At 66.9% G+C, this 25,279-nt stretch carries 26 protein-coding genes; 18 read left to right on the top strand and 8 right to left on the bottom strand.

The window, feature by feature from the left end; translation table 11 throughout:
• Nucleotides 1-52: 52 nt before the first annotated feature.
• Nucleotides 53-484: a hypothetical protein gene (locus R2669_RS01800; protein ID WP_316898217.1), complete on the bottom strand. Its 432-nt coding sequence runs from the start codon at nucleotides 482-484 to the stop codon at nucleotides 53-55.
• On the bottom strand, nucleotides 481-1,125 hold the full coding sequence (locus tag R2669_RS01795; protein WP_316898215.1) for a hypothetical protein: 645 nt from the start codon (nucleotides 1,123-1,125) through the stop codon (nucleotides 481-483). The genes R2669_RS01800 and R2669_RS01795 overlap by 4 nt, the downstream gene beginning before the upstream one ends.
• Nucleotides 1,126-1,595: 470 nt before the next feature.
• Between R2669_RS01795 and R2669_RS01790 the strand changes: the two genes are divergently transcribed.
• From R2669_RS01790 to R2669_RS01775, 4 genes are all read left to right on the top strand, one after another.
• Nucleotides 1,596-4,346 carry a sensor domain-containing protein gene (locus R2669_RS01790; protein WP_316898213.1) on the top strand — a complete coding sequence of 917 codons (2,751 nt, stop codon included), beginning with the start codon at nucleotides 1,596-1,598 and terminating at the stop codon, nucleotides 4,344-4,346.
• Nucleotides 4,347-4,468: 122 nt separating this feature from the next.
• The gene (locus tag R2669_RS01785; RefSeq protein ID WP_147219116.1) at nucleotides 4,469-4,972 is read left to right on the top strand and encodes a DUF6622 family protein; all 504 of its coding nucleotides are present in this window, start codon (nucleotides 4,469-4,471) and stop codon (nucleotides 4,970-4,972) included.
• A gap of 66 nt (nucleotides 4,973-5,038) precedes the next feature.
• Nucleotides 5,039-5,851 carry a TOBE domain-containing protein gene (locus tag R2669_RS01780; RefSeq protein ID WP_316898210.1) on the top strand — a complete coding sequence of 271 codons (813 nt, stop codon included), beginning with the start codon at nucleotides 5,039-5,041 and terminating at the stop codon, nucleotides 5,849-5,851.
• 7 nt (nucleotides 5,852-5,858) lie between these two features.
• On the top strand, nucleotides 5,859-6,356 hold the full coding sequence (locus R2669_RS01775) for a flavodoxin family protein (protein ID WP_147219120.1): 498 nt from the start codon (nucleotides 5,859-5,861) through the stop codon (nucleotides 6,354-6,356).
• Nucleotides 6,357-6,358: 2 nt separating this feature from the next.
• Here the strand turns inward: R2669_RS01775 and R2669_RS01770 are convergent, their stop codons facing one another.
• Together R2669_RS01770 and modB are read right to left on the bottom strand one after the other, a co-directional pair.
• A complete protein-coding gene (locus tag R2669_RS01770) occupies nucleotides 6,359-7,102 on the bottom strand; it encodes an ABC transporter ATP-binding protein (protein WP_316898208.1) in 744 nt (247 codons plus the stop codon).
• Entirely contained in the window at nucleotides 7,099-7,785 is a 687-nt protein-coding gene (gene modB, locus R2669_RS01765) for a molybdate ABC transporter permease subunit (protein WP_147219124.1), read from the bottom strand. The genes R2669_RS01770 and modB overlap by 4 nt, the downstream gene beginning before the upstream one ends.
• A 449-nt stretch (nucleotides 7,786-8,234) precedes the next feature.
• Here modB and R2669_RS01760 point away from each other — a divergent pair, with 449 nt between their 5' ends.
• Nucleotides 8,235-9,329: a helix-turn-helix transcriptional regulator gene (locus tag R2669_RS01760; RefSeq protein WP_316898206.1), complete on the top strand. Its 1,095-nt coding sequence runs from the start codon at nucleotides 8,235-8,237 to the stop codon at nucleotides 9,327-9,329.
• A gap of 40 nt (nucleotides 9,330-9,369) precedes the next feature.
• On the opposite strand, the gene R2669_RS01755 is transcribed toward R2669_RS01760, so the two are convergent.
• Genes R2669_RS01755 through R2669_RS01740 form a run of 4 tightly spaced genes read right to left on the bottom strand, consistent with a single transcriptional unit; the run spans nucleotide 9,370 to nucleotide 12,801 of the window.
• Complete coding sequence (locus R2669_RS01755) at nucleotides 9,370-10,140, bottom strand: lytic transglycosylase domain-containing protein (protein ID WP_428984288.1); 771 nt, start codon at nucleotides 10,138-10,140, stop codon at nucleotides 9,370-9,372.
• An 11-nt stretch (nucleotides 10,141-10,151) separates the two neighbouring features.
• Nucleotides 10,152-10,811, bottom strand: a complete 660-nt coding sequence (gene sctR, locus R2669_RS01750) for a type III secretion system export apparatus subunit SctR (protein ID WP_024978633.1) — start codon at nucleotides 10,809-10,811, stop codon at nucleotides 10,152-10,154.
• A gap of 56 nt (nucleotides 10,812-10,867) precedes the next feature.
• Nucleotides 10,868-11,956 carry a FliM/FliN family flagellar motor switch protein gene (locus tag R2669_RS01745; RefSeq protein WP_316898204.1) on the bottom strand — a complete coding sequence of 363 codons (1,089 nt, stop codon included), beginning with the start codon at nucleotides 11,954-11,956 and terminating at the stop codon, nucleotides 10,868-10,870.
• A complete protein-coding gene (locus tag R2669_RS01740; RefSeq protein WP_147216330.1) occupies nucleotides 11,953-12,801 on the bottom strand; it encodes a helix-turn-helix transcriptional regulator in 849 nt (282 codons plus the stop codon). Before R2669_RS01740 ends, R2669_RS01745 begins: the two co-directional genes overlap by 4 nt.
• Before the next feature lie 319 nt (nucleotides 12,802-13,120).
• Between R2669_RS01740 and R2669_RS01735 the strand changes: the two genes are divergently transcribed.
• The 13 genes from R2669_RS01735 to R2669_RS01675 all read left to right on the top strand — a co-directional run bounded on the left by R2669_RS01735 (nucleotide 13,121) and on the right by R2669_RS01675 (nucleotide 25,216).
• Nucleotides 13,121-15,076 carry an FHIPEP family type III secretion protein gene (locus R2669_RS01735; RefSeq protein WP_316899038.1) on the top strand — a complete coding sequence of 652 codons (1,956 nt, stop codon included), beginning with the start codon at nucleotides 13,121-13,123 and terminating at the stop codon, nucleotides 15,074-15,076.
• A gap of 43 nt (nucleotides 15,077-15,119) precedes the next feature.
• Nucleotides 15,120-15,395: a type III secretion system export apparatus subunit SctS gene (gene sctS, locus R2669_RS01730; RefSeq protein ID WP_024978637.1), complete on the top strand. Its 276-nt coding sequence runs from the start codon at nucleotides 15,120-15,122 to the stop codon at nucleotides 15,393-15,395.
• A 15-nt stretch (nucleotides 15,396-15,410) separates the two neighbouring features.
• A complete protein-coding gene (gene sctC, locus R2669_RS01725; protein WP_430708750.1) occupies nucleotides 15,411-17,345 on the top strand; it encodes a type III secretion system outer membrane ring subunit SctC in 1,935 nt (644 codons plus the stop codon).
• Nucleotides 17,305-18,498 carry an FHA domain-containing protein gene (locus R2669_RS01720; RefSeq protein WP_316898202.1) on the top strand — a complete coding sequence of 398 codons (1,194 nt, stop codon included), beginning with the start codon at nucleotides 17,305-17,307 and terminating at the stop codon, nucleotides 18,496-18,498. The genes sctC and R2669_RS01720 overlap by 41 nt, the downstream gene beginning before the upstream one ends.
• Before the next feature lie 141 nt (nucleotides 18,499-18,639).
• The gene (locus R2669_RS01715) at nucleotides 18,640-18,843 is read left to right on the top strand and encodes a hypothetical protein (protein ID WP_147218483.1); all 204 of its coding nucleotides are present in this window, start codon (nucleotides 18,640-18,642) and stop codon (nucleotides 18,841-18,843) included.
• Nucleotides 18,844-18,904: 61 nt separating this feature from the next.
• Entirely contained in the window at nucleotides 18,905-19,486 is a 582-nt protein-coding gene (locus R2669_RS01710; protein ID WP_316891257.1) for a hypothetical protein, read from the top strand.
• Nucleotide 19,487: 1 nt separating this feature from the next.
• Nucleotides 19,488-20,255 (top strand): type III secretion system inner membrane ring lipoprotein SctJ, encoded by a 768-nt coding sequence (gene sctJ, locus R2669_RS01705; protein WP_316876465.1) that lies wholly within the window; start codon nucleotides 19,488-19,490, stop codon nucleotides 20,253-20,255.
• A complete protein-coding gene (locus R2669_RS01700) occupies nucleotides 20,252-20,914 on the top strand; it encodes a SctK family type III secretion system sorting platform protein (RefSeq protein ID WP_316898200.1) in 663 nt (220 codons plus the stop codon). Before sctJ ends, R2669_RS01700 begins: the two co-directional genes overlap by 4 nt.
• Nucleotides 20,896-21,501, top strand: coding sequence for a type III secretion system stator protein SctL (gene sctL / locus R2669_RS01695; RefSeq protein ID WP_316876463.1), 606 nt, complete (start codon nucleotides 20,896-20,898; stop codon nucleotides 21,499-21,501). The genes R2669_RS01700 and sctL overlap by 19 nt, the downstream gene beginning before the upstream one ends.
• A complete protein-coding gene (locus R2669_RS01690) occupies nucleotides 21,498-22,856 on the top strand; it encodes a FliI/YscN family ATPase (RefSeq protein WP_316876461.1) in 1,359 nt (452 codons plus the stop codon). The genes sctL and R2669_RS01690 overlap by 4 nt, the downstream gene beginning before the upstream one ends.
• Nucleotides 22,853-23,347, top strand: coding sequence for a hypothetical protein (locus tag R2669_RS01685; protein WP_316898198.1), 495 nt, complete (start codon nucleotides 22,853-22,855; stop codon nucleotides 23,345-23,347). Before R2669_RS01690 ends, R2669_RS01685 begins: the two co-directional genes overlap by 4 nt.
• A 28-nt stretch (nucleotides 23,348-23,375) precedes the next feature.
• Entirely contained in the window at nucleotides 23,376-24,152 is a 777-nt protein-coding gene (gene sctT / locus R2669_RS01680) for a type III secretion system export apparatus subunit SctT (RefSeq protein WP_316891254.1), read from the top strand.
• Nucleotides 24,149-25,216 carry an EscU/YscU/HrcU family type III secretion system export apparatus switch protein gene (locus R2669_RS01675; protein WP_316898196.1) on the top strand — a complete coding sequence of 356 codons (1,068 nt, stop codon included), beginning with the start codon at nucleotides 24,149-24,151 and terminating at the stop codon, nucleotides 25,214-25,216. The genes sctT and R2669_RS01675 overlap by 4 nt, the downstream gene beginning before the upstream one ends.
• The last annotated feature ends 63 nt before the right edge of the window (nucleotides 25,217-25,279 follow it).

Below are 25,279 nucleotides of genomic sequence, written 5' to 3'. Positions count from 1 at the left end.
GCGTCGATGTTACCAACGATGGCACCGTGATGCGCGCGCAAAAGTAGGGGGGCTATCCGCCGCAGAGCTGGTGCGCCACTTCGCCCGCCAAGCCGACGCCGTCCACGCGCTGCCAGCCGGCATCGTTGGCGATCTGCCGCTCGCTGACGGTCAGCGCGCCTTGATACAGCTTGGCTTGCGAGACGGAGAACTGCCGGCTGCGGCAATCGACGGTGTACAGAAAATCGGCCATGTCGCCGCGAAAGGCGCCGAACATGCGCCGCAGCGAACGCATGCCCGCGCGGTTCGACGCTTCCACGCGCACCCAGGCACTGACTGGTCCGCTCGGCATGCGCTGGATGCTGCCGACGTCGAGCGATGCACGGCTGTCCGGTTGATCGGGCAGTGCGATCCAGCGCTCTGCGCCGGCCACCGGCAAGGTCAGCGCTGCCAGCGTCGCCAGCATGCCGGTCAAGACGCGGGGCCCGAAGGCGAAGCGCGTCATCGCGGCTTGCCGCCCGGTACGGGGATGGCGATCGAGTCGGAATGACTGCAGGCCATCATCACGCCGGCCTTGTCGACGTCGATCATCACGGTGCCCGGCTTGTCGGCCGTGCTGGGCGTGGCAGCCAGGCTGCCCGACAGGCGCTGCATGATTGCTCGGCAGGTCGGGGCCGTAGAGGCAACGGTCGCGGCCTTGCTTGTCTTCGGAACCGGAATTGCGGCGGGTGCGGCGGCCGCAACAGGCGGCCGGCCAGGCGCGGCTGCTGCCGCAGCCGTGGGTGCCGTTGAAGCGTGCGCGCGCGGTAACGCAACCAGTGCGGCCAGCACGCTGACGGCAATCAGCAACCGCACGGTGCGCCGTGAAAGCGATCGATTGGGGGGAGACAGAGACGGCATGAACAGTCCAGGCACGGGCATCCAAATTGCGCCTGCCAAGTCACGAGACAGGCGCGCTCTTTCGACCAGTAACGGCACGCCGCGCGCGAACTTGACGTGGCAATCTGCCTCATGGGTCACCCGCGCGTGATTTTGCCTGCGCAAATAGTTCATGTGAACGACATAATCGGGAAGCCCTGGAACATTCTCTTGAATGTAGCGACCAACCAATATGCCGGGGAGATTTTTTTCCGGCATCGTTGGCATCGTGAAACGGCCTCCACACACGGCCCGCACATGCGGACGATGTAAGCAGACGGGACAAGCAGCAACGGGGTTCGTGCAGTGCCAGAACAAATGGGTCGGCGGAAATGAAAATGGGATGGAATACCCGGCCTTTTCCGCCCTTTGTTTTTCCAAGGGGGCCACTATGATTCACAACATGGCGGTGCGATGCAGCCTTGCGTCGGTCGCCTCATGGGTCGGTTCTCCTCTCTGGAACAGATCGACACGGTCCAGAGATTTCAACCCGCGCCTCGTCAACTGAGCGCGGGTTTTTTCTTGAGCGATGCCAACGTAGGATCGCCACCATACGGCCCTCAGGGGTATCGCACACAGCACCCTTCAGTTTTCCGCCGGCGCGCCGTTGTGGTTAGGGCGGAGACACGTGTCGTCTCGGGTCCCGCTTTCCCGTTGCCGTCGCTGTCGCTGTCACTGCTCAAGCCATCGCACTGCCCATGACCCAGTTTCTTCCGGCCCAGGCCGGAGCCTCTCCTGCAGACGTTGCGCCGGGCTCCGAGGCCGCGCAACGTCCGGTGGCGGCCATGGCCCGGGCAATGACCGGGGTGCGCGGTTCCGATTTCGACGCACTGTCACGGCTGTCGTCCGACGCCGTATTGCTGACCGTGGACGGGCATGTCGTGCGAGCCAACCCGGCGGCCGTGCGCTTGCTGGGTGCTCACGACACAGCGCAGCTGGAAGGCCTGCAGCTGGCCGGCCTGATTCATCCCGATGACGTTGCACAGGTGGTGCCGCGCCTGGCGGGCATGGTCAGCAGCGGTGCTTCCGCCCAGCCGGTCGAACATCGTCTGGTGCGCGCCGACTACACGCACGTGCTGGTTGCCAGCGAAGCCGCCGCGTGCGAGCACGAGGGCCAGCCTGCCGTCATGCTGGTGCTGCGCGAAGCCGTGTCGCGTCATGCGCTGGAGCGCCACGCCGTACAGGCGCGCGCCGAGGCGCTGCATGCGCGCCGCCTGCTCGCTTCGGAGAATGCCGTGCTTGCGCAACTTGCTTCCAATGCGACGCTGTCGACCGTACTGCGCCACCTGTGCCTGTACGTCGAACAGGTCTATCCGAACGCCATGTCGGCGCTGTTGTTGCTGGACGCCGATTCGCAGACCTTGCGCGTGGCCGCTGCGCCCACGCTGCCTGCGGCCTATGCCGCCACACTGGAAAACACGCCTGTCGGCCCCGATGCCGGCGCATGCGGTTGCGCCGTGTACCTGGGCGACGCCGTCTTCATCGACAACATTGCGACCGACCCGCGCTGGCAGCATGAGCGCACGGCAGCATTGTCGGCCGGCTTTGCTTCTGCCTGGGCGTTGCCGATCCGTTCGTCGCGCGGGGACAAGCTCGGCGTGCTGGGCCTGTTTTATCGACAGCCGTGCATGCCCGTGGAGGAAGAACAGCATTTCCTGGACGACGTCACGCACCTGGCGGGCGTCGCCATCCAGAAAGACAACGTCGAACGCGGTCTGGCCGAAAGCGAAGAGCGCTATCGCCTGGCGATCTCGAACTTGCACGAGGGCGTCGTGATCATGTCGCCGGATGGGGTGGTGCAGGCGGCCAACGCCAGTGCCGAGCGCATCCTGCGCGTGCGTCCCGGGCAGCTCGTCGGTCGTAACCGGCTCGACCCGATTCAACGCGTGGTCGATGAAGACGGCAAGGAAGTCGGCCTGACCATGATGCCGTCCGGGCACGTGCTGCGCACCGGCGAGCCGATCTTCGGCCGCGTCTACGGGCTGCTGCTCAAGACGGGCGAACTGATGTGGGTGCGGCAGAACATCATCCCCATCCGTCGTCATGCCGAGCCGACGCCCAGCAGCGTGATGCTGTCGTTTGCCGACATCACCGACATCAAGCGTGCCGAACAGCGCCTGCGCCATCTGGCCGCGCACGATGCGCTCACCGGGCTGACCAACCGCAGCTTCTTCATCGCGCATCTGGAAAGCGCCATCGAGAGCGCGCGCGACGAGAGCCGCGAACTGGCGCTCTTCTTCCTCGACCTGGACCGCTTCAAGAGCGTCAACGACACGGCAGGCCATGCCTGCGGCGACACGCTGCTGCAAAGCGCCGCCGCGCGCCTCACCGATTGCATCGGCCCCGGCGACGTGATCGCCCGTCTAGGCGGCGACGAGTTCGTCATCCTCATCGACCAGCGTGTCGAGGGAAAGCGCATTGCGCTGCTGGCCGAGCGCTTGCTGCAGGCCATGCGTGAGCCGTTCGATACCGTCAACGGGCGCTATTACCTGGGCGTGTCGATTGGCGTGGCGCTGTATCCGCACGACGGCATTTCGGGTTCCGATCTGCTCCGTTCGGCCGACGCCGCCATGTACCGCGCCAAGCAGAACGGCCGCAACCGCGCGCAGTTCTACACGGCTGAACTGAACGCCCGCCTGCAACGCCGCTACATGCTGGAAAACGCGCTGCGCGACGCGCGCGAGAACAACGAACTGCAGCTCGTCTATCAACCCAAGTACGACCTGGCCAGCCATCGCATCGTCGGCGCCGAGGCGCTGCTGCGCTGGAACAGCGCCAAGCTCGGGGCGATCTCGCCGGTCGAGTTCATCCCGGTGGCGGAAGAGACGGGGCTGATCGTGCCGATTGGCGCATGGGTTCTGCGCCGTGCCTGCGAGCAGGCCGTGATCTGGTACGAGGCGCTTGGCTACGACTTCCGCATGGCGGTCAACCTCTCGGCGCGCCAGTTCCAGGCCGGCGACGTGGTGCCGATGATCGAGCAGACGCTGGCCGACACCGGCCTGCCGCCCACCGCGCTGGAAGTCGAAATTACCGAAAGCCTGCTGATGGGCGGTGCGGACGAAGTGCGCCCCATGTTCGATGCGCTCACCGCGCAGGGCATCCGGATCTCCATCGACGATTTCGGCACCGGCTATTCGTCGCTGTCGTATCTGCAGCGCTTCCCGATCAGCAACGTAAAGATCGACCGCTCGTTCATCACCGGCATTCCGGGCGATCCGGATTCCGTGGCGCTGACGGAGGCCATCGTCGCCATGGCCCGCGCCCTGGGCATGACGGTCACCGCCGAAGGCGTGGAAGATGCCGACCAGGTGGAGTTTCTCGCCAAGGCGGGCTGCCAGGAAATCCAGGGTTACTACATCGGCAAGCCGGTCACGGCCGAAGGTTTCGACCGCTTGCTGCGGGCGCACCTGTCGGTGGTGGATGCCGGCGTGCGCGCCGCGCTGGGCTGACCGCCCGACCCGAATCGCGCTTTTTCCACCGTTCATACCGGCGTTTCTGCCGTTCGTCGCAATCCGCTCCCGCGTGCGGGAGCCGGCACCTAAGCTGGCGGCATTCCAACAGGGAGACCGCCATGCTCGAATCGATTACCTCCATCGTGTCGCATACGCCCACCTGGGTGTTCGTGGTGTTTGCCGTGCTGATCGGCATCGGGGTGCGCCAGTTGCAGCCGCGCATCGTGTCGCGCCGCCGCCTGATCGTTCTGCCGCTGGTGGTGGCAGCGTACTCGCTGCACGGCGTGTCGACGGCAAGCCATGGCAGCCCGCTGGCGCTGACGATGTGGCTGGTCGCCGTTCTGGTGGCATTCCTGCTGACGTACATGTCTCCGCCCGACGGTGCCGCGTCTGAAATGGCCGACACCGTGCGCGTGCCCGGGAGCTGGGTGCCGATGGTGGTGATCGTGGGCCTGTTTGCCGCCCGCTATGTCTACAACGTGATGCTGGCGATGCACCCAGAGGTTTCGCACTCCGGCAGCTTCATGGCGCTGTTCAGCGCGCTGTTCGGCTTCCTGGGCGGCCTGCTGCTCTCGCGCTCGGTGCTGCTGCATGTGCGTACGCCGCGCCTGGCGGCGGCTTGAGCCAGCGAATCGGCGTTAACACGTTAACATCCTGCATGTTGCAATCTCCATTCAAGACGGGACGACATGCTGGAACTCGACGGCACCATCTGGTTGCGCGCCGGTGAAGACAACTGGGGCGGGCACGGCCGGATCGAACTGCTGGCTGCCATCGGGCAGACCGGCTCCATCACGGCAGGCGCCAAGGCCGTGGGTCTTTCCTACAAGGCCGCGTGGGACGCCATCGACACCATGAACAACCTGGCCGGTGAGCCGCTGGTGGTGCGCACCACGGGCGGCAAGGGCGGTGGCGGCAGTGTGCTGACGCCGCGCGCGCAACGGCTCATCGAGAGTTTCCGCGTGCTGGAAGCCGAGCATCGCCGCTTTGTCGATCGCCTGGATGCCGCCGCGCAAGCCGCCAGTGAAGACGTCAACCTGATGCGTCGCCTGATGTTGCGAACGAGCGCGCGCAACACGCTATTCGGCACGGTGGAATCCGTCGCGCCGGGCGCCGTCAATGATGTGGTGACGCTGCGTCTGCCTGGCGGCCAGCCCGTCGCCGCCACCATCACGCAGGAAAGCACGCGCTTGCTGGGGTTGGCGCCTGGAGTGCATGCCGTCGCGCTCATCAAGGCGCCTGCCGTGATGCTGATGCGCGGCGCCGGTGAATGGCGCGTCTCGGCAGAGAACCAATTGCCGTGCGTCGTCACGGAAATCCGCGATGGTGCGGTGCAGGCCGAAGTGCGGCTGCGCCTGGCGGATGCCAATGCCACGTCCGCAGGCGAGACCGTGCTGGTGGCCATGCTCTCGCGCACGGCGGTGGAAATGCTGGCACTGGCCGAAGGCGTGGAAGCCATGGCGGTGTTCGAGGCATCGAGCGTGATTCTGGGATTGGCTTGAAGCGCCCATGACGCCCAAGACCCTGCTGATCGTCTACCACTCGATGACGGGCGGCACGCGCCAGATGGCCGAGGCCGCGCAGGCGGGCGCCGCAGAAGAGGACGGTGTGACTGTGCGCTTGCTGCACGCCGCGCAAGCGGGTCCCGGCGACGTGCTTGCCGCAGACGGCTATCTCTTCGCAACACCCGAAAACCTCGCTGCCATCAGCGGCCAGCTCAAGGATTTTTTCGACCGCTGCTATTACCCCGCGCTTGATCGCATCAACGGCCGTCCATACGCGTGCCTCGTCTGCGCGGGCAGCGATGGCCAGAACGCCGTGCGTCAGATTGAACGCATTGCCACCGGCTGGCGGCTCAAGCCCGTGGCCGAGCCGATCATTGTCTGCACGCACGCGCAAACGCCGGAGGCCATCCTCGCGCCAAAACAACTTGGCGCAGACGACCTGGAGCGCTGCCGTGCCGTCGGGCAGGCCATGGCTATCGGGCTCGCGTTGGGCGTCTTCTGAGGTCAGCGGGTCACAACCGCCGTCAGATGCGGATACGGCGACAGCGGTGCCGCATCGGGCGCGCGCACGGCATCGGCGACGACACGGCCATCGCGCAGCTCGAATACGTGGTCGCCGAAGATCTCTACATCGGCCGGATCGTGCGTAATCATCAGCATCGGCACCTGCAGCCGCGCTTGCAGGGCAGACAGCTCCGAGCGCATGCGCGTACGCAACGCCGGGTCCAGCGCGGCAAAGGGCTCGTCGAGCAGCAGCATGGACGGCTCCGCGATCAGCGCGCGGGCAAGCGCCACACGCTGGCGCTGGCCGCCGGAGATCTGCGAAGGATAATTGGCGGCCACGGCGCCCAGCTCGAATGTGTCGATCCACTGCTGAACGCGCGGGTCGCGGGTGCGGCGCGGCGGGTTGAACCACCCGCGCTTGAGCCCAAACGCGATGTTCTGCGCCACCGTCAGGTGGTTGAAGAGCGCGTAGTCCTGGAAGAGATAGCCGACGCGGCGCTCCTGCGCGCTGAGGTTGACGCGGTCGGCATGGTCGAACAGCGTGCGGCCGTTCAGGACGATGCGGCCTCGCGTAGGTGTCATCAGGCCAGCAATGGCGCGCAGCGTGAGGCTCTTGCCGGCGCCCGACGGGCCGTAGAGCACCACGCGCCGGCTGTCCGAGCGGACGGCAATGTCGAGCGAAAACACCCGCGCCGCGCTGGTGAGCGTTTTCTGCACCACGAGATCGATCATGCCGCCGGTCATGCCAACTGCTCCTGCAGGCTCGGTGTACGCCCTTGCAGCAGGCGGCTGGCCACGACCAGCACCACGATGCACGTGAGCGAGGTGATCAGCACCAGCGTGTTGGCCGTGGCGTCGTCGCCGGCCTGCACGGCTTCGTAGATGGCAACGGAAAGCGTTTGCGTGCGGCCCGGCAGGTTGCCTGCGATCATCAGCGTGGCGCCAAATTCGCCCAAGGCGCGTGCGAAGGCCAGCAGCACGCCGGCGGCAATGCCGCGTGCAGCCAGCGGCAGCGTGACGCGAAAGAACACGGCGGCTTCCGGCAAGCCCAGCACACGCGCCGCGTTCTCCAATTGGTGATCGACGCCTTCAAAGGCGGCGCGTGCCGATTTCATGACCAGTGGAAACGCCACCACCGTGGAGGCAATCACCGCCCCCTGCCAAGTAAAGACGAGCTGGATGCCCAGGCTGTCCAGCCACCCGCCAATCGTGCCGCGCCGGCCCAGCAACACCAGCAGGTAATACCCGAGCACCGTGGGCGGCAGCACCAGCGGCAGCGTCAGGACTGAATCGACGACGTCGCGCAGGCGGTTGCGCGTGCGTGCCAGCGCGTAGGCCGCGCCGACGCCGAGCACGAGGTTGAGGGCAGTCGCCCAGCCGGCCACCTTGAGTGAGAGCAGCAGAGGCGTCCAGATGGATGCGGACATGCGGATAGTTTGCGAGGGTGCCATCGGCCGGCCGGACGATTCCCTCGAACCGAGGTGACGCGTTGGGCGCCGGCGACAGATTGGGTGGGTTCTTCGCAATATAGGGTTGGTTATAACGCCAGGTCAATCCTGACACGGTGATGCCCGGCATGCGGCAAGGGGCATGGAGCCGCCGCCCCATGGCGACTGTCAGGGGCGTTGTTCGCTGCATTGCGACATAAGCCGCGTCGATGGTGGGGAACTAAAAAGTTTTGTTGGACAACGTTGCCGCCGGCTTGCCACAATGCGCCAAAACGTAGGCCGGACGTCGCTTTTCACGATCCGGGCCCGCGGTGAACAGGGTCACCGCACAGCAAAAGTCATCCCCCGGGGGGGGAAACCAGTCTTGGCGATGGCCGGAAGCGTTCCGGCGGCCAAGCAGGTGTTTCCAACATGACCGGAGGACGGCAATGGCCGCCGCACATCGCGCAGATGGTTTGCAGGCAGTACGTTTCCCCCGCGCCGAAGATCTGGCGCTGCTGATGGACATGCGCCCCGCGCTCAAGGGGGCGGACGGGCAGTCTCGCGGTTCCGCCCGCCCAGGGGCTTCCGTCCAGATCGACCTGGATGCGCTGCCCGTACCACAGGCGGAAGCCGCGTCGGTACCCGCCGCCTTACCCGGCCACGCCGATTCCCTATCCGCGCGCACCGCTGCAGACGATGCCGCCAACGGCGATCGTTTCTTCGTGCCGCTGCCGCCGGGCACGGACGTTGTTCCCGTGGACGAGCACGCGCTCTTCTTTGAACCGGCGCCCGCACACCCCGGCCGCCTGCGTCTTGCGGCAGAGCTGCAGGCCGCACGCGGTGTGGCCGAGCGCGCGCGCATCGTGTCCGGGCTGATGGGGCTGATGGGCTTCTCGTCGCTGACTTACGCGCTGACCGAACGCCACGAAAACGCGCCGCCGACGGTGGCCATGCTGAAGAACTACGTGACGCCCCGGTTCCTGCAGCGCTATTGCGACGAACGCCTCTTCACGGTCGACCCGCGTCTGCCTGCGGTGTTTGCGACCGGCATGCCGCTGGTGTGGGATCTGGCATCGCTCGCGCGCGGCCAGGCACGCATGGAGCCCGCCTTGCGCGCGCTGCTGCAGACGATGGACGAACACGGCCTGCGCAGCGGCGTGATGTTCAGCCTGGGCGCCGGCAAGGGCACGAGCCATGCGATTGTCAGCCTCAGCTCGCCGCACGCCGGGCGGGAGTGGATCAGCGACAGCGTGCTCGGCCAGTCGATTCTCTTTGGCATGGCGTTGCATCAGGTCTGGCGGGCGCCGCTGCAAACGTTCGCGCGCAATACGCGCGCATGCAGCGAAGAGGCACCGCTTACCGTCATGCAAAGCCGTGTGCTGACGTGCCTGGCCTCCGGCATGAGCGACAAGGAAATCGCCATCAAGCTGCACACGACGGCGCACAACGTGGATTACCACCTGCGCCTGATCCGCCGCCGCTACGGAGCGACCAACCGTGCCCAACTCGCCTACATTGCGGGCCGCCTGAACCTCATCTGATTTGAGCAGGAACGACGTTGTGGAAGCTGCTGCGCGGCAGTCAGCGCGGCAGCGCCACGCAGCGCAGGCACGATGTGCCGTCGGCGCGATTGCACGCAAGGATCATCACTTGCCGGCCGGCCTGGCCCGTGCACGCGCTGCCGGTCAGCACCCGTGGTTGCGCCGGCGCTGAAGCTGCGCGTGGCCCCCTCGGGGCCGGCGTGCCGCCGCCCGCGGGCACCACGGGAATCGGCTCGATCCGCCCACCGGCCGCGTCGGGCACGATGGCCGGCACGTCGCCGGCGTTGGCAACCACTTTCTGCACATAGCCGTGGCGGAAGCCGGTCTCGAAGTTGCCGCTGTAGTAGCACGACAGCGCGGCGCGCAACGCCTGCTGCTGGTCCCCATAGCGCGGCAGCGAGCGCGCGAAGCACTCGGCGAGGATGGTGCCGCCTGCGCGCAGGTTGCGGCAGGCGTCGAAGGCCGTCTCCAGCGTCTCGCCAAAGCGGGCGAGGTTGTAGCGGTTGACCTGCCCGAGGCCGACGCTGAAGTTGTAGCCCTGACGTTCCAGGGAACGTGCCGTCGCCACGGCTTCTTCGAGCGTGGCGGGCTGGCGCACCAGCCGGCCGCCCACCACGCCGATCGCATACGGGTTGTAGGCCGATTCCGTGCGCACCAGCGCTTCGAGCGTGAGGCGGTCCACCCGCGGCGCGCAGGTGGCGGCCAGCGTGGCGAAGGCACGCGCATCAATGCGCGGCCCCGCCACGGCAGAGGTGGCGGCCATGCAGGCGGCAAACGCCATGGCGGCGACGATGAAGGCACTGGCACGCATGGTCGCCACCTTTATCGATAAGACAATACGAGCCCGTGCACCAGCACCGACCAGCCGTCGAGCATCACGAACAGCAGCAGCTTGAACGGCACCGAGATGGTGGTCGGCGCAATCATCTGCATGCCCAACGCCAGCAGCAGATTGGCCACGATCAGGTCGACCACCACGAAGATGATGTAGAGCACAAAGCCCACCTGGAACGCCTTGATCAGCTCGGTGAGGGTGAAGCTCGGCACGAGCACGGTCAGGTCGTCGTTCTTGAGGCCGGCCGCGCGCTCCTTGGGCCAGATGCTCGTGGCGGATTTGACGAAGAAGTTGCGCTCCGATTCCAGCGTATGGGTCTGCAGGAATTTCTTCACCGGCGGCTGTGCTGCATCGAGGATGGCGATCACGTCGTCCACGCTCATCTGGCTGCTCAGGTTGAAATTGCGCCCGCGCAGGTTGTCGACCATGTCCATGCCGACGGGCGCCATGATGAACACCGTCAGGATCAGGGCGATCCCGTTGAGCACGATGTTGGGCGGCACCTGCTGGATGCCCAGCGCCGAGCGCAGCAGGCCAAACACCACCACCAGCTTGGTGTAGCTCGTGACCATGAGCGCGGCAAAGGGTGCGATGCCCAGTGCCGCCACCACGGCAATCATCGCTACGGGATTGGGCAGGTTTCCCATGTGCGTGTCGAGTGTGTCGATGCGTTGTTCTTGTTGAGGGAGAAGCGGGCCGGGCGTTATGCCTGCCCGGGTGCCGCCTGGCCGATGAAGCGCGATACACGCACGCCGAGCCGGTTGCCGACGGCGATCAGGTGGCCTTCGCCCACCGGCGTGCCGTTGGCGAGGATCCGGATGACGGCCTGGTTGAGCGGCTGCGCCAGCTCCATCACCGTGCCGGGCCGCAGCGCACGCAGCTCGGCCAACGACAGGCGCCGTTCTTCCAGCTCGAAGGTGGTGACCAGTTCGATGTCGTCCAGGCTGTCGGTCGGAAGCGGCCTCGCTGGGGCCTCTGTGCCGGGTGCAGCGTTGAGGGGGGCTGCGTTTTCGGTTGTCATCGGTTTTTCCTCAATGTTTTCCACCACGATGCGGTTGCCTTGCACCTGCCCGAACACACGCAGGTGCAGCCGCCCCCGCACACGGGCCACGCAGCGCAGGGCGTTGCCGGCCGGCAGCCATTTTTCGATGCGCACGATGTCGCCGAGCGCAATGCCGGCAAAGTCGCGGCGCGACAGGAACGTGGCGCCCAGCTCGAAGCGCAGCGGCACCTGCGTACCCATGAAGGCCGCCAGCGGGATGGGCTCCGCAGCCAACTCGGCCGGGCACAGTTCAGGCAGTGCCTGCGGCGCGTCGAACAGCAGCCCTGCGCGTGCCTGCCACGATGCGACCCCGTCTTCGGCAGGTGTTTCATCGCGGCGTGAGACCAGCATTTGCAGGACGTCGGGCCGGTCCAGCCGTATGTCGGGCGAGGCGGCCTCCGGCAACCACGCAAGCGCGCGTCCGCTGCGTTGTTCGATGCCGCGTGCGAGCGGCGCCAGCGCATCGGCCAGCACGGCGCAGCGCAAGGCTTGCGGCACGTGCACATCCGCGGCGTCGGCCAGCCATGCGCGTTCGGCGGCCGCGTCGAGCAGCAGCCAGCCCAGCGCATCGCCCAGCGTGAATCGGTAGGCTTGCGCCGCAGCTTGCACGGCATGGGCCTCGCAACGCACCTCGTAGGGTGTCTCGCCTACGGAAAACGGTAGTGCCGCGCGCGCGAGATAGAGGCGAGACAGCGTGCGGGCCAGGGCCGGGTCCACTGCCGACAGCATGCGGGCGTCGAGCGTGTTCATGTCATCAACATCCGCCCGGCCATGTAGGCGAGCTGCACGCGGTTCTGCGCGCCGTACTTCTTCTTGAGCTGGCGCAGGTGATAGTCGACGTTGTGCGGCGACATGTTGAGCTGCTCGGCGATGGCCTTGTCCGACAACCCGCTGGTGATGAATTCCAGAATCTGCCGTTGCACCTGGGAGAGCGCCCGCGCGTGCGCGTCTTCATGCAACGGCTTGGCGTGCTGCATCAGGAATTCATGCACGCCAAGCCCCACGGCATAGGCCTGGCCGACTACGTTGTCGGCGATCCAGCCCTTGGCGTTGTTGCCCGATCCGAAGCAGATGACGCTGTGTTCCAGGCTGCGGGGGCTCACGACCCCGAAGCTGATGCCGCTGCGCAGGCCGGAGCGTTCTGCGTCTTGCAGCAGGCGGTGCAGGCGATCGGCATCCGATGGCGCGGTGAGCGTGGCGCCCAGATCCGCCAGGTCCCACACCAGCGGCCACTCGTAGCGCAATGCGAAGGCCAGGCGCGGGTCGACTTCAAAGTAGCGTTCGTCGACGTAGCGCTTTGGCCAGTTGGGCGGCGAATACGCGCGGAAGTACAGCACGCGCGTAATCGATTCGCCAATGCGTGTCAGCCGGTAGTAGCAGAGCCAGTCGAAGCCGATGCTGCGCAAGACGGCGCGCAGTAGCAACTGCCGTTCCTGCGCCCCGTGCGCGGCCCGCAGGTCCTGCGCGGTTTCGGAGAAGGACTCGGCGCGTGCCATTGCGCCCAGGCGGATCGATTCCGCATCGACCACGATGTGTTCTTCGCCAAACAGGATCGGCGCGCGGACATCGCCGGCACCCACATTCGAAGCAGTCAACCGTGGCCTCTCGCGTGGCAAGTGAATGCACTCACTGTAGTGGCGCGCACACGCGGCGATGAACTACCGAAAAGCGTAGTCGACCCCGAATCTTCGTCAGAGATTGTCCGCTTGACTACGAGTTTTCGCGTTGAGCGCAGAGGCCCCTCACTTCTACACTTTCGCAAGAGAAGCAGGTGCTCAACAGCGCCTGTCTTCTACGGAGATTCGTGGGCCCACGCGGCCCCAAAACAGTCCCAACAGTCCAAAACGGGCCCAAAGGCGCTCCATGGCAAAGCCTCGGAATCTTGCTGCAGCGTTGGATGTTCCGCTCTCCGGCATGCGCTGGGCGCGGCTGGTGAACTACGACATTGCGATTGCCGTGTTCGTGGTCGCGGTGGTCGCGCTCTTTGTGCTGCCGTTGCCGACCGTGGTGTTGGACGGGCTCATCTCGCTCAACCTGGCGGCCAGCATCGTGCTGCTGTGCGTGTCGATCTATCTGCCGTCGGCGCTCGCGTTCTCGTCGTTTCCGGCGGTGCTGCTGTTCACGACGCTGTTCCGGCTGTCGCTGAACATCGCCTCGTGCAAGCTGATCCTGCTGCAGGCCAATGCGGGCCATGTGATCGACACCTTCGGCAAGCTCGTGGTCGGCAACAACTTCGTGGTCGGCGGTGTCGTGTTCCTGGTGATCGCGGTGGTGCAGTTCATCGTGATCGCCAAGGGTTCAGAGCGCGTGGCGGAGGTCGGTGCGCGGTTTTCGCTCGATGCGATGCCCGGCAAGCAGATGAGCATCGACGCCGATCTGCGCGCCGGCATCATCACGTCGGACGAAGCCAAGCGCCGCCGCGAAGCGCTGGAGCAGGAATCTCAGCTGCACGGCGCGATGGACGGCGCGATGAAGTTTGTCAAGGGCGACGCCATTGCCGGCATCATCATCGCGGTCATCAACATCCTGGCCGGCATTGCGGTGGGCGCGCTGATGCACGGCATGTCGATCGGCGACGCGCTGCACCGCTACGCAATCCTGACGGTGGGCGACGGCATGGCCTCGCAGATTCCGTCGCTGCTGGTGTCGATTGCCGCCGGCATCGTCACCACCCGTGTCGCCACGCGTGATCGCGAGGCGCGCCACCTCGGCCAGCAGATCGGCGCGCAGATCACCGCCCACCCGCGCGGCATGCTGATGGCCAGCGGCGTGCTGCTGGCGTTCCTGCTGGTGCCGGGTTTTCCGAAGTGGTCGTTTCTGCTGCTGGCGATCGGCACCGCGGCGGCCGCCTTCCTGCGCATGCGCCAGCGCCGACAGGCGCCGCCGCTCGACCTGCTTGTGCTCGGCCCCGATGCACGGCGCCTGGCCGAGCCCGAGGCAGGCTCGCCGGCGGAAGGCATTGCGCCGCCCATCGCCGTGCGCCTGTCGGAAGACCTGCGCGGCGAGATCGAACTCGTTGCCCTGCAGACGCGCCTGGCCGAAGCCAAATCGCGCGTGCAGCGCAGGCTCGGTGCGGTGTTCCCGCGCGTGCAACTGAACTGGGACGCGACGTTGCCCGCCCACGGCTACGCGCTGCTCGTGCAGGACGTGCTGGCCGCTGAAGGCACGCTGCCCGAGCGCGATGCGATTTCCGACGGCGCGGTGCCGGCCGAAGACCGTCTTGCCGCCGAAGTCGAAACGCTCATCGAGCGCAATGCCGCTTCGCTCATCGGCATTCAGGAAACGCAGAACCTCATCCAGATCATGCGCCGCGAACACGGCGAGCTTGTAGCCGAACTCACCCGCCTCGTCCCGCCGCAGCGCATTACCGAAGTGCTGCGCCGGCTGGTGCAGGAGGGCGTGTCGATCCGCAACCTGCGCGCCATTTTCGAGAGCCTGATCACGTGGTCGCCCAAAGAGCCCGAAGACGTGATCGGCCTCGTGGAGCTGGTGCGCGTTGACTTGCACCGCCAGATCACCGAGCAGTTCTGCGGCACCAGCCGCGTGCTCGACGTGGTGCTGTTCGAGCAGTCCTTGCAGGAGCGCATCGAGCAGGCCGTCGTGCACACCAAGCAGGGCAGCGTGCTGAGCCTCACGCGCGACGCCAAGCAGGCGATCACCGACCAGGTGGTCAAGATCCTGGGCGGCACCCGCCCGCTGGAGAAAGACCGCCATGGCCGCCCGCTGGCGGTGATGGTGTCGCTCAATTGCCGGCGCTACGTCAAGACGATGCTGCAGCCGGTGTTTGGCGATCTTCCGGTGCTGTCGTACCAGGAGATCGACGAAGCGATCGAGCTCAACACCGTGGGCTGGGTGACCAACCCGGCCTGACACACAGAACACGCGGAACACGCAAGGAGACAGGCCCATGAACATGAGCGCCACCATTCTCGAAGCCACACGCCAGGGCCTGCTGCTGGTGCTGCTGGTCTCGTTGCCCGTGGTGGCGGTGGCGACGGTATCGGCCTTGCTGATTGCCATCGCGCAGGCAGTGACACAGATCCAGGATCAGAGCATCGGCCTGTCGGTGCGGCTGATTGCGGTGATGGTGACCATCGTGGTGCTGGCGGGGTGGGGCGGACGCGAGGTGCTGCGTTTTGCCCGCATGGCACTCGATCAGGTGTTTTACGGCGGTGTGGCGCCTTTCTAGCGGGGGGATCGCGAGATGGCGCCGAACGAACAACAACATAACCGAGCGAGAACACGCGTGAACAAACGCTATCGATTCCTGCAGTGGAGTGCATCAGCGGCGTGCCTGTGGCTGCTGACGACGGCGGCCGTGGTGGAGGCGGCCGAGCTGCGCTGGCGCAACCGGTCGTACACGCTGGTGGCCGAAGGCAAGAAAGTGGGCGATTTCATCCGCGAGCTGGCGGCATCCCAGGGCGTGACGGCGGTCGTCGACCCGAAGGTGGAAGGCACCATCAACGGCAAGTTCTCGGGCCCGCCGGCCAGCACGCTCAATACCGTGTGCGCCACCTACGGGCTCACCTGGTACTACGACGGCTCGCTCATCTACGTGGACCGCGCCGACGATTCACAGACGCAGGTGTTCCCGATCCCGAAGGGCAGCGGCCCGGAACTTGCGCAGATCCTGCGCGCCATGCAGATCACAGATCAGCGCTTCCCGCTCGTCGTGAGCGACAAGGAGAACACGGTCTACGCGTCTGGCCCGAAGCGCTATGTGGAACTCGTGCGCCAGGCCATTGCATCGATTGCCGATCCGTCACGCGGTGCGGACCGCGCCGAGATTCGCGCATTCCCGCTCAAGTACGCCTGGGCGGGCGATGTGGAGATCAACCGGTCCGGCAAGCCCGTGACGATTCCCGGCATTGCCACCATGATGCGTCGGCTGCTGGGCGCGCCCAATCCGGCAGCCAGCAGCCCCGGCATGTCGCCCACGCGCGCCATGCGGCTGACCGGGCCGACGCGGCAGATGAAGCTCAGCTCCGGTGACAGCATCAACGTGCCGCGCATCGAGATCCCGCTGGCAGGGTCGCAAGGGGATTCCGGCTACAGCGCGCAGGCGCCCGCCGCATCGGGCGGTGGTACGCCGCCTGACCTGCCGCGTATCGAAGCCGACGCCGGCATCAACGCCGTGCTCATCCGCGACGTGCCCGAGCACATGGCGCAGTACGAGCGCCTGATCGCCTCGCTCGATACCAAGCCGCGGCTGGTGGAGATCAACCTCACGATCATCGACATCAGCACCGATTCGCTCGACAGCCTCGGCGTGGACTGGCGCCTGCACACCAAGCACGGCGATTTCCAATCCGGCAACGGCAACAATCCGCCGCTCACCTTCAACGTGGGCACCACGGAAGACGGCCAGACCGGCGCCACCACGCCGGTTGGCATGGCGCTTACGGCGTCGATTGGCGGCAGCCTGCGCAACTACCTGCTGGCGCGCATCAACGCACTCACGCAGAGCGGTAACGCGCAACTGCAGGCCAAGCCGAAGGTGCTGGCACTGGACAACACCGAAGCCATTCTTGAAAACCTCATCCACTTCTACGTGCCGGTGTCGGGCTTCCAGGATGCGTCGCTGTACGGCATCACGACAGGCACGAGCGTGAAGGTCACGCCGCTCATCGTCAACGAGGCCGGCCAGATGAGCGTGATGATGTCGATCGACATCGACGACGGCAACCTGACCAACGACCGCGTCTCGCAACTGCCGGTGGTGCAGGAGCGCTCGATCGTCACCAAGGCGATGATCGAAGAGGGCAAGAGTCTGCTGATTGCCGGCTTCAACTCCGACAGCCTGAACAACACCAAGTCGGGCATTCCGTTCCTCTCGGACGTGCCCTTCATCGGCAACCTGTTCAAGTACACCAACAAGACCGGTCAGCACATGGAGCGCTTCTATCTGCTGACCCCGCGCGTCCTGACCACCGCCAGCACCAACCCGAACGACGTGCCCGCCGTGTCGATCCCGGGCGTTGGCATGCCGGTGCCGGGTGCGACCGATTGGAAACCGGGCCCGCTGCCCGACACGCCGGCACCCAATCAGCCGCCGGCCAGTGTCGGTGCCTTGCCCACGCCGCCTGTTTCGCGACTGCATGAACCCGCCAGCCACACAACCCTCGCCGCACTCGGATAAATCGCCCTGGAAGCTGTGCTTCCTGAGCGGTCCGCTGTACGGCAGATCGATGCCGCTGCGGATGGGCGCCAACGTGGTCGGCTCGGCGCCCACCTGCGAAATCATCGTGCCCGACAGCAGCGTCGCCGCGCGGGAGCTGATGTTCGAGGTAGGCGGCATCGCGGTGTCCGCACGGCGGCTGGACGACGCCGAGCCCACGCTCAACGGCCAGCCATTCGGCCAGACACGCCGCAGCGTAGTGCCGGGCGATGTGATCGCCATGGGCGACATTCGCGTCGGCATCGAGAAGGTCGGGACGATCCGCATGCCGGCCGCCGCGGTGGAAGGCGCGGGCGCCACGGCGCTGGCGGAGCGCGTGCCGTCGTGGCTGCCGCTGGCCGCGGCGGTGTGGCTGTCGCGGGTGTCCACCAAGGCCGGCCGCGGGCGGACGTGGCTGGTGGCCGGCATCGGCCTGTGGCTTGCGGTTCTGCTGGCCGGCGGTGTGGTGGCGTTTGCCGGGCACGACGGCTGGTCCCTCTGGGGCCGCGACCCGGCGGCGCGCGCGGCGCAGGTCCGTCACGCATTGGGCGACCCGGCGGAGATCGTGGTGACGCCCGCGTCGGACGGCACCTCGCGCGTTTCCGGCTACGTGCCGACCGAGGCCGACCACCAGGCGCTGCTGAGCCGCGCGCGCGGGTTGTCGGATGTGTCGATCGGCGAGGTGTACGTGGTGAGCGACCTGCTGGCCGCCGCGCAGCAGTACTTCAGTGCGGGCGGCACCAGCGGCACCGCCGCGCTGAACGTGGCCTACGAAGGACACGGCCGCATCGTGGTGAGCGGCACGGCCGATCGCGCCCAGGCATGGCAGCGCATCCGAAACTACGCGCGCGACGCCAAGCCCGCCGTCGAAGTGGTCGACCGCGTGGCGTGGGATGGCCCGCCGCCGCCGAACATCGCGGCCGAAACGCCGCGCGCCGACGGCCTGCCCGCCATCGTCAGCACGTACGAAGACGAAGACGGCACGCGGTTTGTGCAGACGCGCGACGGCCAGTTGTATTTCGAGGGCGCCCGGCTCAAGGGCGGCCTCCAGGTGAAGAGCATCGCTTCAGATGGTGTGGTGCTCGACCGCGGCGGGCAATCGGTCACATGGCCGGTGCAGCCGCAAACACCGTAGCGCAGCGGGTTCCCCTTTCCCGCGCGCGGGGTGTGTCGTACGGAGGGGCCGGCAGATGCGATGTCGGCTTCCACCGCAAGCAGTTGACAGTGAAGTTGGTAGTCCTTTTTCACCCTTTTGACTGACATCCAGGAGAGCACCATGGGTACACCCACCACCGGCGTCGACGGCGCCATCGGCAGCATCAACCAGTCCGGCGAAGACCAGCTGAAGATCGCCACGGCAGTGCAGGCTGCCGCAGCCAAGGGCGCCGCCGCCAGCGGCATCATCGGCGCGGCCCAATCGCTGAGCAACACGGCAGCCTCGGCCGCCGGTGCCGTCCGCGACGGCGCACGCGCGAGCTGACGCGCAACCCAGCGGCGGCGGGCGCGGCCTGCCGCCGCTTCATCGAATTCAGGAGGGCACGATGTCGATCGAAGCAAACGCGATTGCGGCCGTTGCCGCGACTCAGGCCGCACAGGTGCAAGCCGGCGGTGCTGCCGGCGCCAGCCAGGCCGCACAGGTGAACCCCGCCGCGTATGCGGCCCAAGGGCCGGGGCAGGTCGAACAGGGCATCGGCGCTCCAGCAACGCAGGCTGCAATGCCCACCGACGCGCAGCAGTTCGGCAGCATGATGCGCCCCGTTGCGACCACCGCGGCGCAGCCGGCGACGTTACCGCCGCAGCCGATTCCGACGGCCGCCAACGCAACGCCGTCGCCGGTGCCGGATGTGTCGTTCTCATTCACGCGGGGGCCCGGCGCCGACGGTGCGATGGGCCAGTGGCGCGACTACGGCCACGACCTCAACGAGCGCTACACCAGCATCAACAGCAAGCGGCAAGAGATGCTCGATTCGCTCGACAGCATGGACGTGACCATGACGATGGTGAAGCTGGCCGACTTCAGCTACTTCGCCTCGATGACGCTGGCCGAGTACCAGATGGACATGAGCTTTGCGCAGGCCGCCAACGGCGTAAGCCACTCGCTGCTGAAGAACCAGGAAGGCTGACATGAACCGATTGCTGGGTGTGCTGATGGCGCTTGCCTGCCTCTTCGGCCTGGCCGGGTGCGAGCAGGAGCTGTACACCGGCCTGTCGGAGGTCGAGGTCAACGAGATGGTGGCCGCGCTGTCGTCAGCCGGCATCAGCGGCCAGAAGCTCGTGCAGGACGGCCAGGGGCAGGAGGGCCGCACCTGGACGCTCACCGTCGACCAGGCCGACATGGGCCCCTCGCTGGCGGTGCTGCGCGCGCAGGGCTTGCCGCGCCCGCGCCTCGCGTCGCTCGGCCAGGTGTTCCAGAAGCAGGGGCTGGTGGCCACGCCGGCCGAAGAGCGCGTGCGCTACATCTACGGCGTATCGCAGGAGCTGTCGCGCACGCTGCTGGATGTGGACGGCGTGATGCTCGCGCACGTGCACGTCGTCATTCCCGAGAACGACCCGCTGGCCGACAAGGCCAAGCCTGCGTCGGCAGCCGTGTACATCCGCTACCGGCCCGGCGTGAACCTCACCGCCATGGCGCCGATGGTGAAAGACCTCGTCGCGCACAGCATCGAGGGGCTGAGCTACGACAACGTATCGCTGTTCCTGCAGGGCGCGCAGCCGGTGCCCGTGGACGTGCGCAAAGGCGCGGCGTTGCTCGGCACATTCAGCACGCGCAACCCGCTGGTGTGGTTGCTCGGCTTGCTGATCGTCGCGGCGCTGGTGGTGACCGGTCTCGTTGCATGGCGGCGTGGCGTGTTCGACAACCTCGCCGGGCGCAGGCCGGAACGCGCGTCATGACCATCGATGCGCGCCTCGCGGGGCTGGTCGCCACGTTCAACCTGCGGCCGGATCGCTATATCGACGCATCGTGGCTGCCGGCGGACTGGCCGCTCGCGCTGCGCGACCCCGCCCGTTACGGCGAGGCCGGTCGCGCCGTGCTGGCGCGGGCGCTGCTGCAGGCGCATCAGTTGCAAGGGCAATGGGACTACGACTTTGCTGCCGTGGAAAAGCGCATCGCCCTGCTGCCTGCCGACGCACTGGAGCGCATGGCGGTGTGCTGCGGCCTGTGCCTGCATCGCCAGTGGCTGCGCGAGGGCGAGGTGTCGCGCAAGACGCGGCAGGCCATCGACCTGGCGTTCGGCGCACCGCTGGTGGCATTCGCGCTGGAGCGCATGCCGGCCTTCGAGGCCGTCGCCGAGACCCTGCAGGCGCAGCGCCAGTATCCGCGCCTGGCGGTGGAAACGCTGCGTGCCCGTGGTCGCCGGCTGCTGACGGATTTTCTGGTGCCCTTCGGCCCGGCCGTCATCCGGCGGCTGGCGCTGAAGTTTCCACGCAACGCCGCCGATGCCGATCGGCCGCCGTATTTACTGGGCCGCACGCAACGCGCCGAACTGGGCGAGCTGCTGCGGCTGAGCTTGATTCCTGAACAGGTGCCGGCATGGGACTGGCTTTTCTGATTACCACCGACAAGCTGCACATCCTGAGCGAGCGCAAGGTGCTCAAGCAGCACGAGTACGCCGCGCTGCTCGATGCCACGAGCATCCTCGGCACTGCCCAGGAGGAACGGGAGCGCCTGCTCAAGGATGCCGAGGCCCATCGTGAGCAACAGCTCAAGGCCGGCTACGACGCCGGCTATGAAAAGGGCGAACGCGAAGCCGCCACGCGCCTGTACGCCGATGCGCTGGCGAACGCGCGCGCCCTGGCCGCCATGAAGCAGTTGATGGCGGAACTCGTCACGCGCACGGTGCGCGAGCTGGCGGCCGACCTGCCGCGCGACGCCATCTATGCCAAGGCCTTTTCCCGCATCGAAACGCTGGTCGAGCACGAGCCTGTGCTGACGGTACGCATCGCCCCGCAGCAGGTGGCCGATCTTGAGCGTGTGCTCGGCACCATGACCGACGGTACCCGCCGCGTGCGCGTGGTGCCCGATGCCAGCCTGTCGGAAGAGGCATTGGTGGTGGAAACCGCATCGGGCGTGGTCGAGGCCGGCATCGACACGCAACTGGCTGCGCTGCACGCCGCGCTGGTGGGGGACGAAGCATGACCGAACCGGCCGTGAGCCACATCATCGACGCGGGCGATCTGGAACGCAGCCTGCGCGGCGTGCTGGATCGCGCCGACGGCGTGGGCACCGGCGTGCAGATGCGCGGGCGCATTCACCGTGCGGTGGGGCTCATGCTGAACGCATCCGGCATCCAGGCGCGGCTGGGCGAGGTGTGCGAATTGCGTACGCCCGGTGAGCGCAGCGTCTATGCGGAAGTGGTCGGCTTCGAGCGGCAGTCCACCTTGCTGACGCCACTGGGCAGCGTGCACGGCTTGTCTGCCGCCACGGAGGTGATCCCGTCCGGCAGCGCACATCGCTTTGGCGTGGGCGATGCGCTGCTTGGCCGCGTGCTCGATGGGCTGGGCGCGCCCATGGATGACGCCGGGCCGCTCTTCACCAACGAACGTGTTTCCACGCACGCAGAGCCGCCGAGCCCGCTGTCACGCCGCCGCATCGACGCACCGCTTTCCACCGGCGTGCGCGCCATCGACGCCATGTTGACGGTGGGCATTGGCCAGCGGCTGGGCATCTTCGCGCCATCCGGCGTGGGCAAGAGCACGCTGCTCGGCATGATTGCGCGCGGCGCGCAGAGCGACGTCAACGTGATCGCGCTGATCGGCGAACGCGGGCGCGAGGTGCGCGAATTCCTGGAGCTGTGCCTGCCGGAGGCGACGCGGCGCAAGACGGTTTTGGTGGTTTCGACCTCTGACCGCCCGGCCATGGAACGGGTGAAGTGCGCGCTGGTGGCTACCGCCGTGGCCGAGTACTTTCGCGACCGCGGCAAGAACGTGCTGCTGCTGGTGGACTCACTCACGCGATTTGCGCGCGCGCAGCGCGAGGTGGGCCTGGCGAGCGGCGAGCCGCCCACGCGGCGCAGTTTTCCGCCGTCGACGTTCTCGGTGTTGCCGCAATTGCTGGAGCGCGCGGGCGCCGGTGCGCATGGCGTCATCACGGCCTTCTACACCGTGCTCGTGGAAGGCGACGAAGAGAGTGACCCGATTGCCGAAGAAGTGCGCTCCATCGTCGATGGCCATATCGTGCTCTCGCGCAAGCAGGCGCTGGCGGGGCGCTATCCGGCCATCGACCTGCTGGCCAGTATCAGCCGCGTGATGCCGCAGGTGACAACGCCCGCGCACCGCGCCGCCGCGCAACGTGTGCGCGAGTTGCTGGCCAAATATCAGGAGATCGAATTGCTCGTGCAGATTGGCGAATACCGCGAGGGCAGCGATGCCCTGGGCGATACCGCGTTGCGCGCGCATGCCGCTCTGTCACGCTTCTTTGAGCAGGACGCCGATGCGCATGTGAAGCTGGAGCGCACGGTGGCCGATCTCGAAGCCGTGGTGGGGGCGCTATGAGCGACGTGCTGCGTCAACTCGCCCGCGTGCGCGAGGCGCGCAAGCTCGGTGCCGTGGCGCGGGCTCAGAAGCAGGCTGCCTTGGTGGCGCAGGCTGCCGCGCAGAACGCGGCAGCGCAACAGGGGCTGCAGCAGACGGTATCGGCCCGTTCCGCACACGACGCCGCCATCGAACAGGCCGTGCGCGAAGATGCGCGCAGTGCCGTCGCGCTGCTATGCGGGGCCAACGCTGCGCGGCTGGCGCTGGATCGCGCCATTGTCGAAGCGCATGTCGAATCGCAGCAGACCGGCACGGCGCTGGCAGCCGAGCAGATGGCGCAGGCACGCGCGCAGCGGCATGTCGCGCGTGCCAACGCCAAATGCGAAGCGGTCGACCGCGCCGAACAGCGCATGGTGACCGCGCGGCGCCGCGCGACGGAATGGCAGGAAGAAGACGCCGCGCTCGAAGCCCAGCTCGCGCGCCAGTTTGCCGGCCAGAAGACCACCGCCTGAGCCGATGCAAGGGTTCGATCCGCACTCCATGGAAGGCCTGTTCCGGCAGGCGCTGCTGGTGATGCCGCGTCTGCTGCCCATCATGTTCATCGTGCCCGTGTTCAGCGGGCGGGTGGTGACGGGCATGGTGCGCAGCGGGTTCATCGCCATCCTGGCGGTGTTCGTGGCGCCATCCATGGAGGGCGCGGCGATGAACGTGCAGGGCGGCGGCCTGTGGATGGCGCTGGCGCTCAAGGAGGCACTGATCGGCGTGCTGCTGGGCATGGCCTTTGGTGCGCTGCTCTGGGCCATCGAGAACATCGGCCACCTCATCGATTTTCAGACCGGCTCCGGCAACGCCTCCTTCTTCGACCCCGTAGCGGGGCACGCGAGCGGGCCGACCGCGAGCTTTCTCGGCTTCATGGCCGTCACGTTGTTCGTCACGGGCGGCGGCCTGCATGTGATGCTCGGCGCGTTCTTCGAGTCGTACAAGCTCTGGCCGATCGAACGCATGCTGCCCAGCGCGTCGGTCGCGCTGGAGCAGTTTGCCGTGCACGAGGCCGATAGCGTGCTCGGCTGGACGCTCAAGCTGGCCGCACCGGTGATCATCGTGCTGGTGGTGGCGGAGCTGGGCATCGGGCTGATCAACCGCTCGGTGCCGCAGTTGAACGTGTTCCTGTTTGCCCAGCCCGTGAAGAGCCTGCTGGCCGTGCTGATGATGGTGCTGTTCCTCGGCTTTGTCTTCGAGTCGATGCGCACCTTCCTGGCCGGCAACGGCGAGATGGTCTGGCTGTTGCGTGCGCTGCTGCACAGTCCCGGCGCATGAGCGAGAAACAGCACAAGCCGACACAGCGCCGGCTCGAAGATGCGCGGCGCGAAGGCGAGGTCGTCCGCAGCACGGACGTGACGAGCGCGCTCGTCTTTATCGGAATACTCGTGCTGTTGTGGCAAGGCGGTCCGTGGTTGCTCGAACGCCTGCGTGGCCTGCTCATACAGAACGTGACTGCCGTGGCGCAGGCGCGCGACCCGACTGCGGCGGTCCGGCAGGCATTGGTATCGGCAGGCGCGGAGTGGCTCCTGTTGAGCGCAGCCGTACTGGTGCTGGTGACCGTGCTGGCGGCGCTGGGGGCGTTTGCCCAGGTGGGCGGCATGTTCGCGCCCAAACGCCTGACGCCGAAAATGTCGCGGCTCAATCCAGGCGAGGGCATCCAGCGCATGTTCTCCGTGCGCAACCTGATCGGCCTGGCCATCATGCTGTTCAAGGTGGCTTGCCTGGCGCTGACGCTGTTCGTGGTGATTCGCAGTTCGCTGGCGTTGCCGCTGCAGGCGGGTTACGGGCGGCCTGCAGCGATCCTGGCCGTCGTCGCGCATCTGATACTGCTGCTGTTCGGCTGGGCCGCGGTGGTGTATGTGCTGATGGCCGCGCTGGACTACTGGCACGTCCGCTTCGAATTCTTCAAGAAGAACCGCATGTCGACCGAAGAACTGCGCCGCGAGCACCGCGAACTGCAGGGCGATCCGCACATCGTCGGGCGCCGCCGCCAGCTTGCATTGGAAGTGCAATACAGCGCGCTGGAAGATCGCATGCGCATTGCCACCGCCATCGTGTTCAGCGCGCGGCATGCCGTGGCGCTGTACTACCCCGGCGACGGCACGCTGCCGATGGTGATCGCCAAGGGCAGCGGCGAGGCTGTCCAGCGCATCCGACAGATGGCCGAATACCACCTCGTGCCGACCGCCGCCAATGCAGGCCTGGCGGAGCGCCTGCACGACACCGTGCCGATGGATACCACCATTGACCGCACGCTGTTCCGCGATGTGGCCGCGCTGCTGCGCTGGGCCGAAGGCGCAGACGCGGTGTGCAACCCGTACGTGTCGTCTACCTCCTGAACGCGCAAAAAGAACGCGGGAAAAAACGCGGCGAGCGCCTGACTGCTGCGCCCGCCGCTGCAG

Source organism: Ralstonia edaphi (assembly GCF_958350185.1).
Taxonomy (GTDB): domain Bacteria; phylum Pseudomonadota; class Gammaproteobacteria; order Burkholderiales; family Burkholderiaceae; genus Ralstonia; species Ralstonia edaphi.
This window is presented reverse-complemented; position numbering and strand designations above follow the sequence as displayed.